Here is a 17,736-nt window from a genome sequence, read left to right on the forward strand (position 1 = left end):
GACAAGGGTAGCCCATGTGAGACATTCATGTCTCATCGAAGCCATCGCTGACTCATCCCTGCTGGTCAGGGAGCGGATCGGTGCCGGAGAGCCCGGCGATCAGGGTGCCGGAGAGCCGCCGGTGAGCCGGAGGCCGAGCAGGGTGCGGAGGAGCGGGAGGGCCGATCAGTGCCAGGGAAGCTGTCCGCGCCGCTCCCAGTAGGCGCGCGGGTCCTCGGCCAGCGCGGCGAGGCGGGCGACCTGGCCCTCGTCCAGGTCCACGGCGGCCGCGTGGAGGTTGGAGGCGAGCTGGGTGAGGGTCGCGGCGCCGGACAGGACGACGCCCGCCCACGGCTCGCGCAGGATCAGGGCGAGGGCGACGGCGTCGCAGCCGAGGGAGATCTCCTCGGCGACGGCGCGCAGCGCCTCGGGCGCGTGCGGTGCGGCGAGCCTGCCGTTGGCCATGCCCTCCTTGACCAGGACGGTGAGCCCGGCGTCGTGCGCCTCGGCGAGCGCGGGTCCCGCCGAGGTCTCCAGGGCGTTGTACGTCGACTGGACGGTACGGAAGAGGGGCTCGCCGTCGACGGTGACCTCCAGGGCCGCGCGGATGGCGTCGGCCTGGGCGGGACCGCTGGTGGAGAAGCCCACGGTGAGCCCGCCCGCGGCGGCCTCGGCGAGCCGCGCGTGCAGCTCCTTGTCGGTGAGTGCCGGGCTGTCCGGGGTCACCGAGTGGATCTGGTAGAGGTCGAGACGGTCGCCGAGCAGTGCGTCGGTCTCGGCGCGCTGGCGCTCGTACGTGGCCGCGCCGTGGTCCTTCACCTCGTGCTTCTCGGCGTCGGTCGACCAGCCGGCGGTGTAGGTGTAGCCCCACTTGCTGCCGACGACCACGTCGTCGAGGCCGGGGCGGGCACTGAGCCAGTCGGCGAGGAACTCCTCGGAACGGCCGTAGGAGCGGGCCGCGTCGATGTAGCGCACGCCCTGGGCGTAGGCGGCGTCGAGGAGTTCGTGGGTGCGCTCGCGCAGTGCGTCGACGCTGCGGTCCTCACCGAGGTCCCGGTCCCGGCCGAGATTGATGTAGCCGGGACGGCCCACCGCGGCGAGGCCGAGGCCGATGTGGCAGGTGGGCGTGGTGGCGTGGGCCAGGCGGGCGAAGGGCATCGCTGGTTCCGTTCGGTCGGCTCCGTGCGGCGGCGGCTTGCGACCAACGTAACCCGCGACGCCCCGCGGATCCGCCCGACCCCTCGGGCGGAGGGTGCGCTCAGCCCCGCTTCTTCGCTTCGGCCCACGCGTGCTGGGCCGCGACGTCCGCCTTGACCTCGGCGAGCTGGACGGCGACCGCGCTGGGCGCCGTACCGCCGCGGCCGTCGCGGGAGGCGAGGGCGCCGGGGACGTTGAGGACGGAGCGGACCTCGGGGGTGAGGTGCGCGGAGATCTTCGCGAACTGCTCGTCCGTCAGCTCGTCCAGTTCCTTGCCCTCGGCCTCGGCGGCCTTCACGCACTCGCCGGCGACCTCGTGTGCGACCCGGAACGGCACGCCCTGCTTCACCAGCCACTCGGCGATGTCGGTGGCCAGTGAGAACCCGGCCGGGGCCAGCTCCTCCATGCGCTCGCGGTGCACGGTGAGCGTGGCGACCATGCCGGTGAACGCGGGGAGCAGCACCTCCAGCTGGTCGCAGGAGTCGAAGACCGGCTCCTTGTCCTCCTGGAGGTCGCGGTTGTAGGCGAGGGGCAGGGCCTTGAGGGTGGCCATGAGGCCGGTGAGGTTGCCGATCAGGCGCCCCGACTTGCCGCGCGCCAGCTCCGCGATGTCCGGGTTCTTCTTCTGCGGCATGATCGAGGAGCCGGTGGAGAACGCGTCGTGCAGGGTGACGAAGGAGAACTCCTTCGTGTTCCAGATGATGATCTCCTCGGAGATCCTGGAGAGGTTCACGCCGATCATCGCGGTGATGAAGGCGAACTCGGCGACGAAGTCACGGGAGGCCGTGCCGTCGATGGAGTTGCCGGCACTGCCGCGCTCGAAGCCGAGGTCCTCGGCGACCGCCTCCGGGTCCAGGCCGAGGGAGGAGCCGGCGAGCGCGCCGGAGCCGTACGGCGACACGGCCGTCCGCTCGTCCCACTGGCGCAGCCGCTCGGCGTCCCGGGAGAGGGACTGGACGTGGGCCAGGACGTGGTGCGCGAAGAGGACCGGCTGGGCGTGCTGGAGGTGGGTGCGGCCGGGCATCGCCACGTCCGGGTGGGCCTCCGCGAGGCCGATCAGGGCGTCCTGGAGTTCGGCGACGAGGCCGCCGATGATCCGGGCGTGGTCCCGCAGGTACATCCGGAAGAGGGTGGCGACCTGGTCGTTGCGGGAGCGGCCGGCGCGCAGCTTGCCGCCGAGGTCGGGGCCGAGGCGCTCCAGGAGCCCGCGCTCCAGGGCGGTGTGGACGTCCTCGTCGGCGATGGTGCCGACGAACGAGCCGTCGGCGACGTCGGCCTCCAGCCGGTCGAGGCCGTCGAGCATGCGCGTCAGCTCGTCCTCGGTGAGCAGGCCCGCCTTGTGCAGCACGCGCGCGTGGGCGCGTGAACCGGCGATGTCGTAGGGCGCGAGCCGCCAGTCGAAGTGGACGGACGCGGACAGCTTCGCCAGGGCCTCGGCGGGACCGTCGGCGAAACGGCCGCCCCAGAGCCGTACGTCACCGCTGTTGCTGCTCACTTGCGCTGCTCCTAGAGAGATACGGACAGGGAGACGCCGACCGCACACTGCGTCACTGCATGCATGAGTATGCAGAACTCTGCATGATTCGTCAATCGAGAATCTGGTTGAACGGTTGAACAACGGCAATCGCTTTCCCGTATCTCCCACCGAGCACCGGCGCCGCAGTGATGAACGACCACCCCCGTCCCCCGACCCCCGAGTGAGGCAGTCGCATGTCCAGGGCACTTCCGAAGTACAGCAAGCGTCGCGTGGCGATCATCGGAGGCGCCGCCGCCGTGGCGCTTTCGGGCGCGGTGATCGCCGGTACCGCCCTCGCCGGGCAGCCGGCCAAGGGCGACGGCGCCCAGAACGCGCGCACCCTGGCGGACCCGGGCACCATCTCCTGCCCGGACGTCGCCTCCGGACTGCCCGCGGTCCCCGCGTCCGCCAAGGCCGAGGTCGACCGGAACCTCGCCCTGCTCCAGACCCAGATCCAGGAGGCCAACACCCGGCTGAAGAACACCGTCGGCCAGGGCGGACCCAACTTCGTGAACAACGCGATCCTCGGCCCCCTGAAGGACAAGCGCGTCTCCACCATCGACCGCATCGCCATCGCCATCGGCCGCAAGGGAACCAAGCCGGCCGGACTCGACGCGCTGGCGGCCTGCACGCTCACCAAGTGAGCTGACAGGCGGCCGCGGCCGCCCCGTGGAAAGCGCCGGCCGGGGCGGCCGCGGTGGTCCGCGCAGCTTCGCGGACCCCTCAGTTCCTCAGAGATCATCCCGTTCGCGGTTCACCGCGGACCGGCTCGCTCAGGCCGGCGTGGCCGGCTCCACTCGTGTGCGGGATGCCGGAACCGTCAGTGCCACAGCTGGTACTGGCCGTCGTTCCCGGGCTCCGTGTAGGTGCGCGAGCCGTCGCTGTCCAGATAGAAGCCCTGCACCCAGCCGTCGCCCCGGTGCCTGAGCTTCCAGCCGTTCCCGGTCCGGACCTCCTCCCACTGCTGCCACCAGTTGCCGTCCTGGCAGGTCTCCAGGTAGACGAGGGTGTTGTAAGAGGTCAGGCACATGTTGACCTGGTGGCCGTTGACGGTGTCGTCGGGGCGGAACGTCCAGTACTTCCCGTCCACCGACGTCTCCTTCCACTGCGACCACCCGTGGGTGGACCTGTCGCAGTTGCCCGGCGGGTCCAGCCGGTAGTTGCCGAAGGCGTCGTTGCCCCAGTTGAGGCACTTGCGCGTCTGGTCGTTCTGCCAGCTGACGGTATTGCCCGCGGCCGAGGCCGAGGTGGACATCGTCAGCGCGAGCGCCGGCGCGGCCACGGCGACCGCGAGCATCCGGGCTATGGAGTTCTTGAGCATGAGTGTGGCCTTCCCCCTGGGACGTCGAAGCGCGGTCGCCTCTCCGGCGACCCGGGACGAACGTAGGACAGGGCGGAGCGGCGGCCGGTGTCCTGCCGCACAGTGAACGCCGGGTTCCAGTGCCCGAACGCACAGCGGACCGCGCGGCGGCCGGGACGCGGCGCACGGAAACCCGGCCGATCTCCCTTTGATTAGGATCTGTACGCCGGCCCGTGCAGGGATGCTCGCCTCGAAGACCAGATGAAGGAAGGCGAGTCGGGCCGGCTGGGGCATGGTTTTTGGGGGAATGCATGGCCAGTGGGACGGGCACGATCGGCGCTGCCTTCGACCGGGCGGCACCGACTGCGAGACGGGTGGAACAGGCCGACGAGGTGCTGGCGCTGCATCGCGCGGCCCGGACCGGGGGCTCCCAGGCGGCGCTCGACTACGTGGCGGATCGCGGCGGGACGGACGCGTTACTGGTCGACGCCCGTGGAGTGGTGCTGTCCGCGGCGCGGCGGCCACGGCGCGCGACCGCCGAGGGGATCTGGAAGGCCGTCCTGTGCGGGGTGCGCGAACTCGCCCGGCGGCGAGCGGGGTCCATGGCCGTCGACGTGCAAGGTCACACCGTGTTCCTCTACCCGCTGGACGGCCCGGCGGGGGCGTCCGCGCCCGTACTCGTGGCGATGGCGCCGCGGCCGAAGGCCGCCGGGCTGGTGTCGTTACTCGCGAACGCGGCACCGGTTCTCGGACTGTGCTGGAAGGCCGAGACCGCGGAACGGCTGCGTTCCCGGCTGGACGCCGCCGACGGCCGTACCCGCGAAGCGGTGCTGCAACTGCTGATGAACGGCCAGGTGGCGGCGGCGCGCCAGGTCGCGGGAGTGCTGCTGCCTCAACTGCCCGACACGATCCGGATCTGGGTCGTCGAACGGCCACGCGGGCTGCGCGGTGAGGTGGCCGCCCGTCTGAGGGTCGGCGCTCCGGAGGCGTGGGTCGTGCCCTGCACGGTGTACGACGAGCATCTCATCGTCCTCGCCCCCACCGCCGAAGACGGGGACGACGCGGAGGGACCGTCCCCCGAACACGCCCACGACGCCATAGCCGAGTGCTGGATGGGCGTGAGCGACGCGGTGGCGCTGACGGACACGGCCGCCGCGTACGCCCAGGCCATCCACGCCCTGGCCGCCGCCCGTCACCGGGCCGACCGCCGGGCCTGCTTCGCCTCGACGCCGGACCTGGCACTCGCGATCGGCCCTGACCTCGCCGACTGGGCCGAGCACTTCCTGGCACCGTTGCGCGTGCACGCGGCCAGACGTCCGCAGGACCCCGGCAGCACGGAACTCCTCGCCACCGCGGCCTCCTGGCTCCGATTCTCCTCCGGGGCCGCGGACCACCTCCGGATCCACCGCAACACCCTGTCCGCGCGCCTCAAGCACATCGCCCGCCTGCTCGCTCTCGACCTCGACCGGCTCGCCGACCAGTCCGTCCTCGCGCTCGCCCTTCGCGCCACCACCACGGCCCGCCCCGCCGGCCCGGCACCCCTCGGGAGCGAGCCGCCGCTCCGCCGCCTCGACGACCTGCTGGCCATGCCCGCCGTCACGGGATGGGCCCGCAACCAGTTCCGGCCCCTCACCGCGGCCACCGGGCCGGCTGATCTCGCGCGGACACTGACCGTGTGGCTGCACCACGATGCCCGCGTCGACGCCACCGCCGCCGCCCTGTCCCTGTCGGCCACCGCCGTCCGCAAACGGCTGGCACGCGTCGAAGCACTCCTGCAGCGCTCCCTGCTCCGCCCCCCGACCGCCCGCCACGACCTCTGGCTCGCGCAGCGCGCACTCGGCCTCACCACACCCGCTGCCTGTCGGCACCCCGATGAGGCGATGTCCCGGACAGCGGAAGAGGCCACGCCGATAATCGTCGGACATGGGAAAGACCTATGAGCGCATAGACGGCAGGCTCCGCACGTTCATCGAGGAGCAGCCCCTCTTCTTCACCGCGACCGCTCCCCTCGCCGGTGACGGCACGGTCAACCTCTCCCCCAAGGGACTCCGCGGCTCCTTCGCCGTGCTCGACGAACGCACCGTCGCCTACCTCGACTTCGCCGGGTCCAACGCCGAGACCATCGCGCACCTGCGGGAGAACGGCCGGATCACCCTCATGTGGTGCGCCTTCCAGGGCCCGCCGAACATCGTGCGCGTCCACGGCCGGGGCGAGCCGGTCTTCCGCGACGACCCGCGGTTCCCAGGACTGCTCGCCCGCTTCCCCGACATCGACCCGGGCACCCACGGGCTGCGAGCGGTCATCGTGGTCCACGCCGAACTGGTCCGGGACACCTGCGGCTACGCCGTCCCCTTCATGGCGTACGAGGAGGACCGCGATCTGCACGGCAAGCGCTTCGCCCGGGAGGACGACGCCTCGCTGAGCGCGTACTTCACCAAGAAGGAGCACATCGCGACGAGCCTGGACGGCCTACCCGGGCTGCCGCTGCCGCTCCCGCCGTCTAGCGTCTGAGCCATGCGCCCCGCCGCCGTCGCCGCCCTCGTGTCCGTGTCCGCCCTCGCCCTGCTCGGTCTCGCGCCGGGCGCCGGGTCCGAACCGCTGCCCGCGCGGATGGCGGACACCGGTGGCGGCAGCCAGCTCATCACCGCCGAGGCCCCGGCAGCCGACTCGACCTCCGGGACGGTCACCTGGTGGGACTTGCGCGACGGGCAGTGGGTCCGGGCAGGCTCGGCGCCGGCCCGGTTCGGGGCCAAGGGGCTGGTGGAGGGCGACACCCGCACGCAGGGCACGAACACGACGCCGACGGGGCTGTACGGGCTTCCGTTCGGCTTCGGGATCAAGGCGGCCCCGGCGGGCACCCGCGTCACCTACCGCCCGGTCGGACAGAGTTCCTGGTGGTGCGAGGACACCGCGTCCACGGCGTACAACCGGTGGGTCGACCCGCTGCCCGCCGACTGCCGGGCCGCCGAGTCGGAGCAGCTCATCACGTACACCACGCAGTACGCCCACGGGCTCGTCGTCGGCTTCAACTACGACCGACCCGTGCGGGGCCGCGGGGCGGGGATCTTCCTGCACGTCAACGGGCGCGCGGCGACCGCCGGGTGCGTCTCCGTGCCGGAGGACGCGATGCGGCAGATCCTGACCTGGGCCGACCCCGCCCGCAAGCCGCACATCGCGATCGGCACCACGGACGGCGGGACGGCGATCACCCGCTACTGACGTCGCCCAGGGGCAGCAGCACGGTGAACGTCGTCGCCCCCGGCCGGCTGTCCAGGACCACCCGGCCGCCGTGCGCCTCCACCACGGCAGCCACGATCGACAGGCCGAGGCCCGCCCCGCCGCCGGAGGCGTCCGGACGGCGGCGGTGCTCGGCCCGGGTGAAGCGTTCGAAGACACCCGGCCGCAGGTCCTCGGGCACGCCCGGGCCGTCGTCGTGGACGGACAACCGCGCCGTGCCCGCCCCCGTACGGGCCGTGGTGCCGGTTCCGGTTCCGGAAGCCTCTCCGGCCGCCCCGGACGCCACCGCGGCCGCCTCGGTCTCCAGGGTGACCGTGACCTTCGTGCCCGCGGGCGTGTGCAGCCGCGCGTTGGCCAGCAGGTTGGCCAGCACCTGGTGCAGCCGGTGCGTGTCGCCCGGCACCGTCACCGGTTCCTCCGGGAGGTCCAGTGTCCAGCGGTGGCCGGGGCCCGCCGCCCGGGCGTCCGTCACGGCGTCCAGGACCAGCCGGGTCACGTCGACCGGGCCGCGCTCCAGCGGGCGGCCGGCGTCGAGGCGGGCCAGCAGCAGCAGGTCGTCCACCATCTCGCCCATGCGGGAGGACTCGGCGGCGATGCGCTCCAGGGCCCGGGTCACCTCGGCGGGCACCGGGCCCGGGTGCAGCAGGGCCAGTTCCGCGTGACCGCGCACCGAGGCGACCGGGGTGCGCAGCTCGTGACTGGCGTCGGCGGCGAAGCTGCGCAGCCGCTCCTCGCTCGCGTGCCGCTTGGTCAGGGCGTCCTCGACGTGCCCCAGCATGCGGTTGAAGGCGCCGGCCACCCGGCCGACCTCGCCGCGCGGGTCGGTCTCCGGGGCCCTGGCCGGCAGCGCGACCACGCCGCTGGCCAGCGGCAGCTCACTGACCCGGGTCGCGGTGTCCGCGACCCGGCTGAGCGGGCGCAACGACCAGCGGACCCACAGCGCCCCGGCCACGCCGGTCACCACGAGCGCCAGGCCGAAGACGACCCCGGCCACCAGTTCCAGACGGTGGACGGTGGCCTCGACGGGCCCCAGCGGCAGGCCGGCGATCAGGACGTCCCGGTCCCGGCCGGCCGAGGCCACCACCCGGTAGTCGCCGAGCGCCGACAGATCGACGGTGTGCGGCCGGCCGTCGGCCGGTACCCCGGCGAGCCGCGCCCGGTCGGCGGCGCTCAGGTCGACGTCCAGGTCGGCGGACGGGTCACCGGAGCGGATCAGGCCCTTGTGGGTCACCCGGCCGTCCAGCAGCCGGGCGCCGAAGGTGCCGGTGGCCAGCCGGCGGGTGTCGCCGTGCTCGTCCCCGTCGTGGTCGTCCGGCAGCGCGCCCTTGTGCTCCAGGCTCTCCGGGAAACGGGTGCCGACCTGGGCGAGCTGTTCGTCCAGGCGCTGGGTCAGGAAGCCGTTCAGTTCGACGACCGCGGCGAGGCCCACGGCCGCGCAGCTCACGGCGAGCAGGACCACCAGGCCGAAGGTGAGGCGGGCGCGCAGGGTGCGGGGGCGGGGCAGCCGGCGTGCCGGCCTCACCGGGCCACCGGCTTCAGGACGTACCCGGACCCGCGCACTGTGTGGATCATGGGTTCGCGCCCCGCGTCCACCTTCTTGCGCAGATAGGAGATGTACAGCTCGACCACGTGGGCCCGGCCGCCGAAGTCGTAGGACCAGACCCGGTCGAGGATCTGCGCCTTGCTGAGGACGCGGCGCGGGTTGCGCAGGAGGAAGCGCAGCAGCTCGAACTCGGTCGGCGAGAGCTCGATCAGCTCGCCGCCCCGGGTCACCTCGCGGGCCTCCTCGTCCATGACGAGGTCGCCGACGGCCAGCCGCGGGCCGTCCTCCTGCTGCCGGGCCATGCCCGCCCGGCGCAGCAGGCCACGCAGCCGGGCGACCACCTCCTCCAGGCTGAACGGCTTGGTGACGTAGTCGTCGCCACCCGCGGTGATCCCGGCGATCCGGTCCTCGACGGCGTCCCGCGCGGTCAGGAACAGCACGCAGACCCCGGGTCTCACCTCGTGCAGCCGGCGCAGCACGGCGAAGCCGTCGGTGTCCGGGAGCATCACGTCGAGGACGACGGCGTCGGGCAGCAGCTCGCGCGCCGCGGTGACCGCCGAGGTGCCGTCGCCGGCCGCGCGCACCTCCCAGCCCTCGTAGCGCAGGGCGCCGGTGAGCACCTCGGCGAGGTCGGGGTCGTCGTCGACGACGAGGACGCGCAGGGGCGTGCCGTCGGGGCGGGTGAGGGCGGGGCGGCCGGAGCGGGTCGTGTTCATCGCGCCTCCCAGCATCCCTCGCCGGCCGGGCGGCCGTCCTCCCGGCCTCCTCTGAGTTTCCTCTGAGTGATCGGGCGGCTCTCTGAGATCTGTCTGAGAAAGCCGCCGGGAACCGCACGTGAGAGCCCTTTTCAGAGGTCCCTCAGAACTTCGGCCCGCACAGTGGCATGGCGGACGGACGAAGGGAACAGCACTGATGACGACCGTGGAGACGAGGCGGCCGGCACCGCACCTGCGGGGGAGCGCCGCGCGCTCCCCCGCAGGTGCGGTGCCGGCCGTGCTGTGGGCGGGGGCGGCGGCCGTGGTCGCGCTCTGGTGGGCGGACACCGGGTCCGTGGTCGGCACGGCCGGCTGGCTGACCGGGGCCGGGCGGATCGCCGGGCTGCTGTGCGGGTACGCCTGCGCGGTGCTGGTGGGCCTGATGGCCCGGGTGCCGCTGCTGGAGAACCGGGTGGGCTCGGACCGGGTGGCGCGCTGGCACGCGATGGCCGGCCGGTACACGATCTGCCTGCTCGTCGCGCACGTCGTCCTGATCCTCACCGGGTACGCGGCCCAGGACCGGGCCTCGCTGTGGCACGAGGCGGTCACGGTGGTGATGGACTACCCGGACATGCTGAAGGCCACCGCCGGCACGGTGATCCTGTTCGCGGTCGGCGTCACCTCCGCGCGGGCCGCCCGCCGCCGCACCAGCTACGAGTTCTGGTACTACGTCCACCTGCTCACCTACGCGGCCGTGTTCCTGGCGTTCTTCCACCAGCTCGCGCTGGGCGAGCAGTTCAACGGCGCTCCGGTCGCCACCGCCGCCTGGTACGTGCTGTACCTGGGGGTCGCCGCGCTGGTGGTGTGGTTCCGCGTCCTCGTCCCGGTCCGGCTCAACCGCCGCCACCGGCTGCGTGTGGAGTCGGTGCGGCAGGAGGCGCCGGGCGTGTACTCGGTCGTCGTACGCGGCCGGCACCTGGACGAACTGGGCGCACGCCCGGGGCAGTTCTTCCGCTGGCGGTTCCTCGGCGAGGGCCTGGGCTGGGCGTCGACGCCGTACTCCCTGTCGGCGCCGCCGCGCCCGGACCGGATGCGCATCACGGTGAAGGCGCTCGGCGACCACAGTGCGGCCGTGCCCCTGCTCCGGCCGGGCACCCGGGTGTGGGCGGAGGGCCCGTACGGCGCGCTCACCGCGGACCGGGCGACCGCCCGGCGGTCCCTGCTGATCGCGGCCGGAGTCGGTGTCACCCCGCTGCGGGCGCTGTTCGAGACGCTGCCCGGCGAGGTCACCCTGCTGTACCGGGCGCGCGCCGCCGAGGACCTGGCGCTGGGCGGCGAGCTGGAGGCGATCGCCCGCTGGCGCGGCGGCCGGGTGCTGTACGCGCTGAACGGGCCGCGGGGCGAGCGCCCGGATCTGACGGCAGGCTCCCTGCGGGCCACCTTCCCCCGGCTGGCCGCCCACGACGTCTACATATGCGGGCCGCACGGTTTCGCGCGGGACGTGTACGAGGCGCTGCGGGCCGCCGGCGTCCCCGACCGTCGTATCCACCACGAGTCGTTCGAGCTGTGAGGGCGCAGAAGTGCACGCGTTGAGGAAGAACCGACCGCTCCGCCGGATCGTGCTGGCCAGTGCCGCCACCGTCTCCGGGATGGTGCTGCTGCTGTCGCTGAAGCCGCACACGAGCCCCGGGCTCGCCGTGGGCTCCGCCGCCGCGGTCCCGCGCGCGAGCGCGCCGGCCGCGTCCGGCGGCTCGTCAGGGAGTTCGTCCGGGAGTTCGTCCGGCTCATCCGGCGACTCCGCCGGCGGCTCCGGGAGCAGCGGCTCCGGCGTCTCGAAGTCCGTCACCGGGAACACCGTCCAGACCCGCTGGGGGCCGGTCCAGGTGCGGGTGACGATCAGGAGCGGCAGGCTCACCGAGGTGACAGCGGTCCAGTACCCGCAGGACAACCCGCGCGACCAGGAGATCAACGGCTACGCGCTGCCCCGGCTGCGCCGCGAGGCGCTGGCCGCGCAGAGCGCCGACATCGACATGGTCTCGGGCGCCACGTACACCAGCACCGGGTACAAGCAGTCGCTGCAGTCCGCGCTCGACTCCGCGACCGGCTGAACACACCGCGCACGCGACACGTATCTGAGGGCCGACGGTCAAGTCCCCCCGGAGGAACCGTGACCACCACGCTCGCAGGCGGACGTGCCGCCCGCCGCCAGACGATGCGCCGCATCCGCCCGCGCCGTTCCCCGGCCGTACCGCTGCTGCTCGCGGTGTGGGCGGGCGCGGCGGCCGTGCTGTGGCTCTGGTGGCACAACACCCCCTCGATCGCCGACGACAACGGCCGGATCCTGAACGCGGGCCGGATCACCGGCCTGCTGGCCGGCTACCTGATGGCGCTGGTCGTGCTGCAGATGGCGCGGGTGCCCGCGCTGGAACGGCGCGTCGGCTCCGACCGGGTGGCCCGCTGGCACGCGATGAGCGGCCGGTACACGCTCTGCCTGGTCGCCGCGCACGTCTTCCTCACCATGTGGGGGTACGCGCTCCAGGCGGGCAAGTCGCTCGGCGACATCGTCCAGCAGACCGTCGACTCCGTCGAGCAGCTGCCGGACATGGGCAAGGCCGCGATCGGCACCGGCCTGTTCGTGCTCATCGGGCTGAGCTCGATCGGCGCCGTCCGCCGCCGGCTGCCCTACGACACCTGGTACCACGTGCACCTGCTGACCTACGCGGCGGTGTTCCTGACGTTCTGGCACCAGATCACCACCGGCAACGACTTCGCGGTCGAGCCCACCGCCAAGACCTTCTGGTACGCGCTGTACGGCATGGTCACCGCACTGGTGGTGTGGTACCGGATCATCACCCCCGTGCGGCTGAACCTCCGTCACCGGATGCGGGTGGAGGCGGTCATCGAGGAGACCCCGGGCATCGTGTCGGTGCTGATCGGCGGCCGGAGGCTGCACCGGATGGGCGCGGAGGCCGGCCAGTTCTTCCGCTGGCGGTTCCTGGCGCCCGGGATGCGCTTCAGCTCGCATCCGTACTCGCTGTCGGCGGCGCCCCGCCCCGACATGCTGCGGATCACCGTGAAGGCGATCGGCGACCACAGCGCCCGGCTGCGCGAGCTGACGCCCGGCACCCGGGTGTGGGCGGAGGGCCCGTACGGCGCGCTCACCGCGCAGCGGCGCAGCCGGGGCAAGGTGCTGCTGGTCGCCGGCGGGGTCGGCATCACCCCCATGCGGGCGCTGTTCGAGACGCTGCCCGGGGCGGCCGGTGACATCACCCTGCTCTACCGGGCCAACACCACCCAGGACCTGGCTCTGTGGGACGAGCTGGCCGCGATCGCCGACGAGCGGGGCGCCCGGCTGATGTACGCGGTGAACAGCCCCGACGGCGAGCGGCCGGACATCTCCGCGGAGAACCTGGAGCGGAAGATCCCGGACATCGACCGCCACGACGTCTTCATGTGCGGCCCGCCCGGGTTCGCGCAGACGGTGTACGAGGCACTGCGCGGCGCGGGGGTCCCCGCGCGCCGTATCCACCACGAGTCGTTCGAGATGTGAGCGGGAGCTGCTGAGCGATGAGGAAGAGCCACCCCATTCGGCGCGTCGTGCTGGCCACGGCCGCCACCGTGTCCGGTGTCGTGCTGCTGCTGTCGCTGAAGCCCGCCTCGGACCCGGCGGCCGCGTCGGCGGCGGGCGCGGCGCCGCAGCAGACCGCGCCGGGCCGGCAGACGCCCCAGGGCGGTCAGCAGGGCGGCGCGCAGGCCGCCGCCGGCTCCGGCACGGTGACCGGTGACGCCGCGCAGACCCAGTACGGGACGGTGCAGGTACGGCTGACCGTCGCCGGCGGGAAGATCACCAAGGCGGAGGCGGTGCAGGCGCCCAAGGGCGGCCTGAGCGACCAGAAGACCCAGCTCTCCGTGCCGAAGCTCAACCAGGAGGCGGTGGCCGCGCAGAGCGCGCGGATCGACGCGGTGTCCGGGGCGACGTACACGAGTGCCGGGTACAAGAAGTCCCTGCAGTCCGCACTGGACAAGGTCAAGGCGTCCTCGGCCGGGTCCGGCGGGTCCTCGGCGACCTCCGGTTCGACGGGGTCCGGCGGGTCCTCGGGCGCGGCCCGGGCCCGTACGGTCACCGGCAAGGTGTCGCAGACGCAGTACGGGCCGGTGCAGGTGCGGATCACGGTCAGCGGCGGGAAGATCACCAAGGCGGAGGCGGTGCAGGCGCCCAAGGGCGGCCTGAGCGACCAGAAGACCCAGCTCTCCGTGCCGAAGCTCAACCAGGAGGCGGTGGCCGCCGGGAACGCGGACATCGACGCCGTCTCCGGCGCCACCTACACCAGCACCGGCTACAAGCAGTCGCTCCAGTCGGCCCTCGACCAGGCCGGTGGCTGACACGGTGACCGAACCGGCTGAGACGCCCGCCGCGCTGCGGCACGCGGAGGAGGTCATGGGGACCGTCTTCTCCTTCGACGTGCGCGGCGGCGACCCGGACGCGGTGCGGCAGGCGCTGCGGGAGGCGGTCGCGGGTCTGCACCGCGTCGACGCCCTCTTCTCCACCTACCGCGAGGACAGCGAGGTGTCCCGGCTCTCCCGCGGCGAGCTGGCCGTGGCCGAATGCGCCCCCGAGGTCGCCGAGGTGCTGGGGCTGGCGGCCGAGGCCGAGCGGGTGAGCGAGGGCTGGTTCAGCACCCGGTACCGGGGGGTGCTGGACCCGACCGGGATCGTCAAGGGCTGGTCGGCGGAGCGGGCGGCACGGCTGCTGGCGGCCGTCGACGGGGTGTGCGGGGTCAGCGTGAACGGCGGCGGTGACGTCCAGATGCTGGGCGCGCCGGAGCCGCAGCGGCCCTGGCGGGTCGGGGTGTCCGACCCGCTGCGCCCCGGCGGCCTTGCGGCGGTGATCTCGGCGGCGGGGGTGGACGAACTCTCGGTGGCGACCTCCGGCACGGCGGAGCGGGGCGCGCACATCGTGGACCCCCGCACGGGCCGCCCGGCGGTGACCGACCTGGTGTCGGTGACCGTGGTGGGCCCCCGGCTGACCTGGGTGGACTGCTGGGCCACGGCCGCGTTCGCGATGGGCTCGCGGGCGGGGCTCGACTGGCTGGAGTCACTGCCCGGGGTGGAGGCCCTGCTCATCACGGCCGGCGACGAGGTGCGGTGCACCGGGGGGCTGGCCGCACGACTGGGCTGACGCTTCCTTCCGCGCCGGCCGCGTTGCCTTTTTCCTGCGGATTAACCGCAGAAGCCATCCAAGTTCCGTTCTGAGACGTATCCCAAGTGCAGCGAATTTCAGGAGGAACGACATGGCCATCTTCAGCAGACTGATGCCGGCAAGGCGGGACCACCGTGACGACTCCTCGAACAATGGCGGTTCGGGGCACGGCGGCTTCGACCATGGAGACCACGGGGACCATGGAGACCACGGAGACCACGGAGACCACGGGGACCACGGGGACCATGGCGACCACGGAGGTCACGGAGGTCACGGCGGCTACTGATCACACCCGCGGGCTGAGCGGACCGGAGCCGGGAGGACCCGGTCCGCTCGGCCGACCTGCTACGGACCCCTGCCATGGCGCATGTCCTGCGGCGCCTGCTGTCGGTGGGTGAGCCCACCGACGCACTGGTCGCCCCCGCTCCCCCGGTGCCGCCGAGCGCGGTGTTCCGGCGGTTCTGGCCCTACACCCGGGGCTGGCGGCGCTGGCTCCTGCCCATCGTGTTCTTCAGCCTGGTCGGCCCCCTCGTCGACGCCGCCGAGATCTGGCTCTTCAAGATCGTCGTGGACGACGTGCTGGTCCCGCGCGATCTCAGGCCGTTCCTGTGGATCGCCCCGGCCTATCTGGGGCTGGTCCTCGCCTCCGGTGTGCTGGGCTTCGCGGACGACGTCTCGTCCACCTGGGTGAGCGAGCGGTTCCTGCTGTCCCTGCGCGCCGACGTCTTCCGGCACGTGCAGGGGCTCTCGCTCGGTTTCTTCGAACGCAGACGGCTCGGTGACGTGCTGTCCCGGGTCACCGGCGACGTCGACGCGGTCGAGACGTTCCTGCTCTCGGGTGTGGCGGACGCCCTCTACTACGTGATCCGGCTCGGGGTCTTCCTGGGCCTGCTCCTCTATCTGCGCTGGGACCTCACCCTGCTCGCCCTCCTCATCGTGCCCCTGTTCTGGGGCGCCGGCCGGCACTTCTCCCGGCTGATCAAGGAAGCCTCGCGGGAACGCAGGCGGCTGAGCGGCTCGGTCAGCGCGATCGCCGAGGAGTCGCTGGGCAACGTCGCCCTCGTGCAGGCGTACAACCGGCAGGCGTGGGAGGAGCGCCGCTTCGAGCGGGAGAGCGCCGGCCGGTTCCGGGCGGCGATGGCCTCGGCCCGCATCCGGGCCGTGTACCGGCCCGTCGTGGAGGTCATCGAGGTGACCGGCGGCCTGGCCGTCATGGGCCTGGGCACCTGGAAGCTGACCCAGGGACAGCTCACCCTCGGCGGCCTGCTGGTGTTCCTGGCGCTGATCGGCAAGCTCTACAGCCCGGTGCGGGGCCTGTCCCGGCTCGGCACCACCTTCTACACGGCCTCCGCGTCGGCGGAACGGATCATCGAGCTGCTGGACCAGCGGCCGCAGGTGACCGAAAGCCCCGGCGCCCGGCGGATCGGCCGGGCCCGCGGGGACGTGGAGTTCGACGGCGTCTGCTTCCGCTATCCCGGCGCCGCCTCGTGGGCGCTGTCCGACGTGTCCTTCCACGCGGCACCCGGTCAGACACTGGCGCTGGTCGGGGCGAGCGGGGCGGGCAAGTCGACCGTGGCCAAGCTCCAGCTGCGCTTCTACGACCCCGACCGGGGCGCGGTCCGGCTGGACGGGACGGACCTGCGGGACCTGGACCTGTCCGGGGTGCGGGAGAACGTCGCCGTGGTGCTCCAGGAGACGCTCGTCTTCCACGGGACCGTCCGGGAGAACATCGCCTACGGCCGGCCCGAGGCGACGGAGGCGGAGATCGTGGCGGCGGCCCGTGCCGCGGACGCGCACGACTTCATCGAACTGCTCCCCGAGGGCTACGACACGCTGGTCGGCCAGCGCGGCCGGACGCTCTCCGGCGGGCAGTGCCAGCGTCTGGCCATCGCCCGCGCGATGGTCAGGGACGCTCCCGTGCTGCTGCTCGACGAGCCGACCAGCGGACTGGACGCCGGCTCGGGCCGGCGGATCATGGACCCGCTGCGCCGGCTCATGGCCGGGCGGACGACCATCGTCATCTCGCACAACCTGATGACGGTCCGGGAGGCGACCCGGATCGTGGTGCTCGACCACGGCCGGGTCACCGAGGACGGCACCCACGACCAGCTGCTCCGGCGCGGGGGGACGTACGCCCGGCTCAACCGGCTGAACGGCACCACCGGCGTCGGCGCGCCGGGAAAGGTGCTGTCGTGAGCGCCCCCGCCACCAGGGATGCCGCGCCGCTCACGCCGGGCACGGAACCGGTCGCCGGCTACGAGGTCCTGGCACACCTGGCACGCACCGGCTGGCTGGACGTCTACGACGCGTGGAGCGACGAACGGGACTGCCGGTGCGTGCTCAAGACGGTGCGCGCCGACCTGCGCGACGAGGAGCGGCTGGCCCGGCGGCTGCTGCGGGAGGGACGGTGGCTGCGGGACTTCACCCATCCGCACCTGGTGCGCGCCTACGAGACCTTCGAGTCGCCCGAACCGCTGGTCGTCCTGGAGACGCTGACCGGCGAGATGCTGTCCCACCTCGTCGACCGGCTGCGGCACCGGGTGTCCGCCGCCGACGTGGCGCTGCTCGGGGTCCAGCTCTGCTCGGCCGTCCACTACCTGCACGGGCGCGGGCTGCTGCACCTGGACGTCAAGCCGGCCAACGTGGTGGTGGACCGGGGCCACGCGAAACTGCTCGACCTGAGCCTCGCACGGCCGCCAGGACCCGCGCCGGCGGGCCTCGGCACGTACGGCTATCTCGCGCCCGAGCAGATCGGCGGCGGACCGCTCACGGCCGCCGCCGACGTGTGGGGCATCGGCGCCACCCTCTTCGACGTCGCCACCGGCGGGCCGCCGTTCGACGGGCCCGGGTCGCGGCCCCGACCGGAGCGGAGCGCCCCGCCGGTCGCGTCGAGGCGGCGGCTGCCCGGCGCCCTCGCCGCCGCCGTGGACGCCTGTCTGCGCACCGACGCCGCGTCCCGGCCCACGGTCGCCGAACTGTCCGCCGCCCTGGAGGCGACGCTGCCCGTCCCGCAGCGCCGGGCGCCCGGCCCCTGAGGCGCACGGAGCGGCCCGTACGGGTCCGGCCCGC

At 73.2% G+C, this 17,736-nt stretch carries 15 protein-coding genes and 1 pseudogene; 11 read left to right on the forward strand and 5 right to left on the reverse strand.

Annotated elements, in window-relative coordinates:
• Positions 1 to 165 precede the first annotated feature (165 nt).
• Both B446_RS08025 and argH read right to left on the reverse strand, forming a co-directional pair.
• A complete protein-coding gene (locus tag B446_RS08025; RefSeq protein ID WP_020938918.1) occupies positions 166 to 1,137 on the reverse strand; it encodes an aldo/keto reductase in 972 nt (323 codons plus the stop codon).
• A 100-nt stretch (positions 1,138 to 1,237) separates the two neighbouring features.
• Positions 1,238 to 2,671, reverse strand: a complete 1,434-nt coding sequence (gene argH, locus B446_RS08030) for an argininosuccinate lyase (protein ID WP_020938919.1) — start codon at positions 2,669 to 2,671, stop codon at positions 1,238 to 1,240.
• Positions 2,672 to 2,886: 215 nt separating this feature from the next.
• On the opposite strand from argH, the pseudogene B446_RS08035 reads away from it, so the two are divergent.
• Positions 2,887 to 3,327, forward strand: a pseudogene (locus tag B446_RS08035) (hypothetical protein); the annotation flags it as partial.
• Positions 3,328 to 3,512: 185 nt separating this feature from the next.
• On the opposite strand, the gene B446_RS08040 reads toward B446_RS08035, so the two are convergent.
• Positions 3,513 to 4,013 carry a hypothetical protein gene (locus B446_RS08040; RefSeq protein WP_020938921.1) on the reverse strand — a complete coding sequence of 167 codons (501 nt, stop codon included), beginning with the start codon at positions 4,011 to 4,013 and terminating at the stop codon, positions 3,513 to 3,515.
• A 290-nt stretch (positions 4,014 to 4,303) separates the two neighbouring features.
• Between B446_RS08040 and B446_RS08045 the strand changes: the two genes are divergently transcribed.
• Genes B446_RS08045 through B446_RS08055 form a run of 3 tightly spaced genes read left to right on the forward strand, consistent with a single transcriptional unit; the run spans position 4,304 to position 7,211 of the window.
• Complete coding sequence (locus B446_RS08045) at positions 4,304 to 5,932, forward strand: helix-turn-helix domain-containing protein (RefSeq protein ID WP_234967466.1); 1,629 nt, start codon at positions 4,304 to 4,306, stop codon at positions 5,930 to 5,932.
• Positions 5,916 to 6,503 (forward strand): pyridoxamine 5'-phosphate oxidase family protein, encoded by a 588-nt coding sequence (locus tag B446_RS08050; protein WP_020938923.1) that lies wholly within the window; start codon positions 5,916 to 5,918, stop codon positions 6,501 to 6,503. The genes B446_RS08045 and B446_RS08050 overlap by 17 nt, the downstream gene beginning before the upstream one ends.
• Before the next feature lie 3 nt (positions 6,504 to 6,506).
• A complete protein-coding gene (locus B446_RS08055) occupies positions 6,507 to 7,211 on the forward strand; it encodes a L,D-transpeptidase family protein (RefSeq protein WP_020938924.1) in 705 nt (234 codons plus the stop codon).
• Here the strand turns inward: B446_RS08055 and B446_RS08060 are convergent.
• Together B446_RS08060 and B446_RS08065 are read right to left on the reverse strand one after the other, a co-directional pair.
• Positions 7,198 to 8,751: a sensor histidine kinase gene (locus B446_RS08060; RefSeq protein ID WP_020938925.1), complete on the reverse strand. Its 1,554-nt coding sequence runs from the start codon at positions 8,749 to 8,751 to the stop codon at positions 7,198 to 7,200. The genes B446_RS08055 and B446_RS08060 overlap by 14 nt on opposite strands.
• The gene (locus B446_RS08065) at positions 8,748 to 9,488 is read right to left on the reverse strand and encodes a response regulator transcription factor (RefSeq protein ID WP_020938926.1); all 741 of its coding nucleotides are present in this window, start codon (positions 9,486 to 9,488) and stop codon (positions 8,748 to 8,750) included. The genes B446_RS08060 and B446_RS08065 overlap by 4 nt, the downstream gene beginning before the upstream one ends.
• Positions 9,489 to 9,684: 196 nt before the next feature.
• Between B446_RS08065 and B446_RS08070 the strand changes: the two genes are divergently transcribed.
• The 7 genes from B446_RS08070 to B446_RS08100 all read left to right on the forward strand — a co-directional run bounded on the left by B446_RS08070 (position 9,685) and on the right by B446_RS08100 (position 17,702).
• Complete coding sequence (locus tag B446_RS08070) at positions 9,685 to 11,037, forward strand: ferric reductase-like transmembrane domain-containing protein (protein ID WP_020938927.1); 1,353 nt, start codon at positions 9,685 to 9,687, stop codon at positions 11,035 to 11,037.
• A 10-nt stretch (positions 11,038 to 11,047) separates the two neighbouring features.
• Positions 11,048 to 11,575 (forward strand): FMN-binding protein, encoded by a 528-nt coding sequence (locus B446_RS08075; RefSeq protein WP_043475030.1) that lies wholly within the window; start codon positions 11,048 to 11,050, stop codon positions 11,573 to 11,575.
• 59 nt (positions 11,576 to 11,634) lie between these two features.
• On the forward strand, positions 11,635 to 13,017 hold the full coding sequence (locus B446_RS08080) for a ferric reductase-like transmembrane domain-containing protein (RefSeq protein ID WP_020938929.1): 1,383 nt from the start codon (positions 11,635 to 11,637) through the stop codon (positions 13,015 to 13,017).
• 17 nt (positions 13,018 to 13,034) lie between these two features.
• On the forward strand, positions 13,035 to 13,850 hold the full coding sequence (locus B446_RS08085; protein ID WP_193384436.1) for an FMN-binding protein: 816 nt from the start codon (positions 13,035 to 13,037) through the stop codon (positions 13,848 to 13,850).
• Between the two features lie 55 nt (positions 13,851 to 13,905).
• Positions 13,906 to 14,646: an FAD:protein FMN transferase gene (locus tag B446_RS08090; protein WP_388070520.1), complete on the forward strand. Its 741-nt coding sequence runs from the start codon at positions 13,906 to 13,908 to the stop codon at positions 14,644 to 14,646.
• Between the two features lie 381 nt (positions 14,647 to 15,027).
• Positions 15,028 to 16,863, forward strand: coding sequence for an ABC transporter ATP-binding protein (locus B446_RS08095; RefSeq protein ID WP_020938932.1), 1,836 nt, complete (start codon positions 15,028 to 15,030; stop codon positions 16,861 to 16,863).
• Complete coding sequence (locus tag B446_RS08100) at positions 16,860 to 17,702, forward strand: serine/threonine-protein kinase (protein WP_020938933.1); 843 nt, start codon at positions 16,860 to 16,862, stop codon at positions 17,700 to 17,702. The genes B446_RS08095 and B446_RS08100 overlap by 4 nt, the downstream gene beginning before the upstream one ends.
• Positions 17,703 to 17,736: the final 34 nt, after the last annotated feature.

The organism is Streptomyces collinus Tu 365, from assembly GCF_000444875.1.
Taxonomy (GTDB): Bacteria; Actinomycetota; Actinomycetes; order Streptomycetales; family Streptomycetaceae; genus Streptomyces; species Streptomyces collinus_A.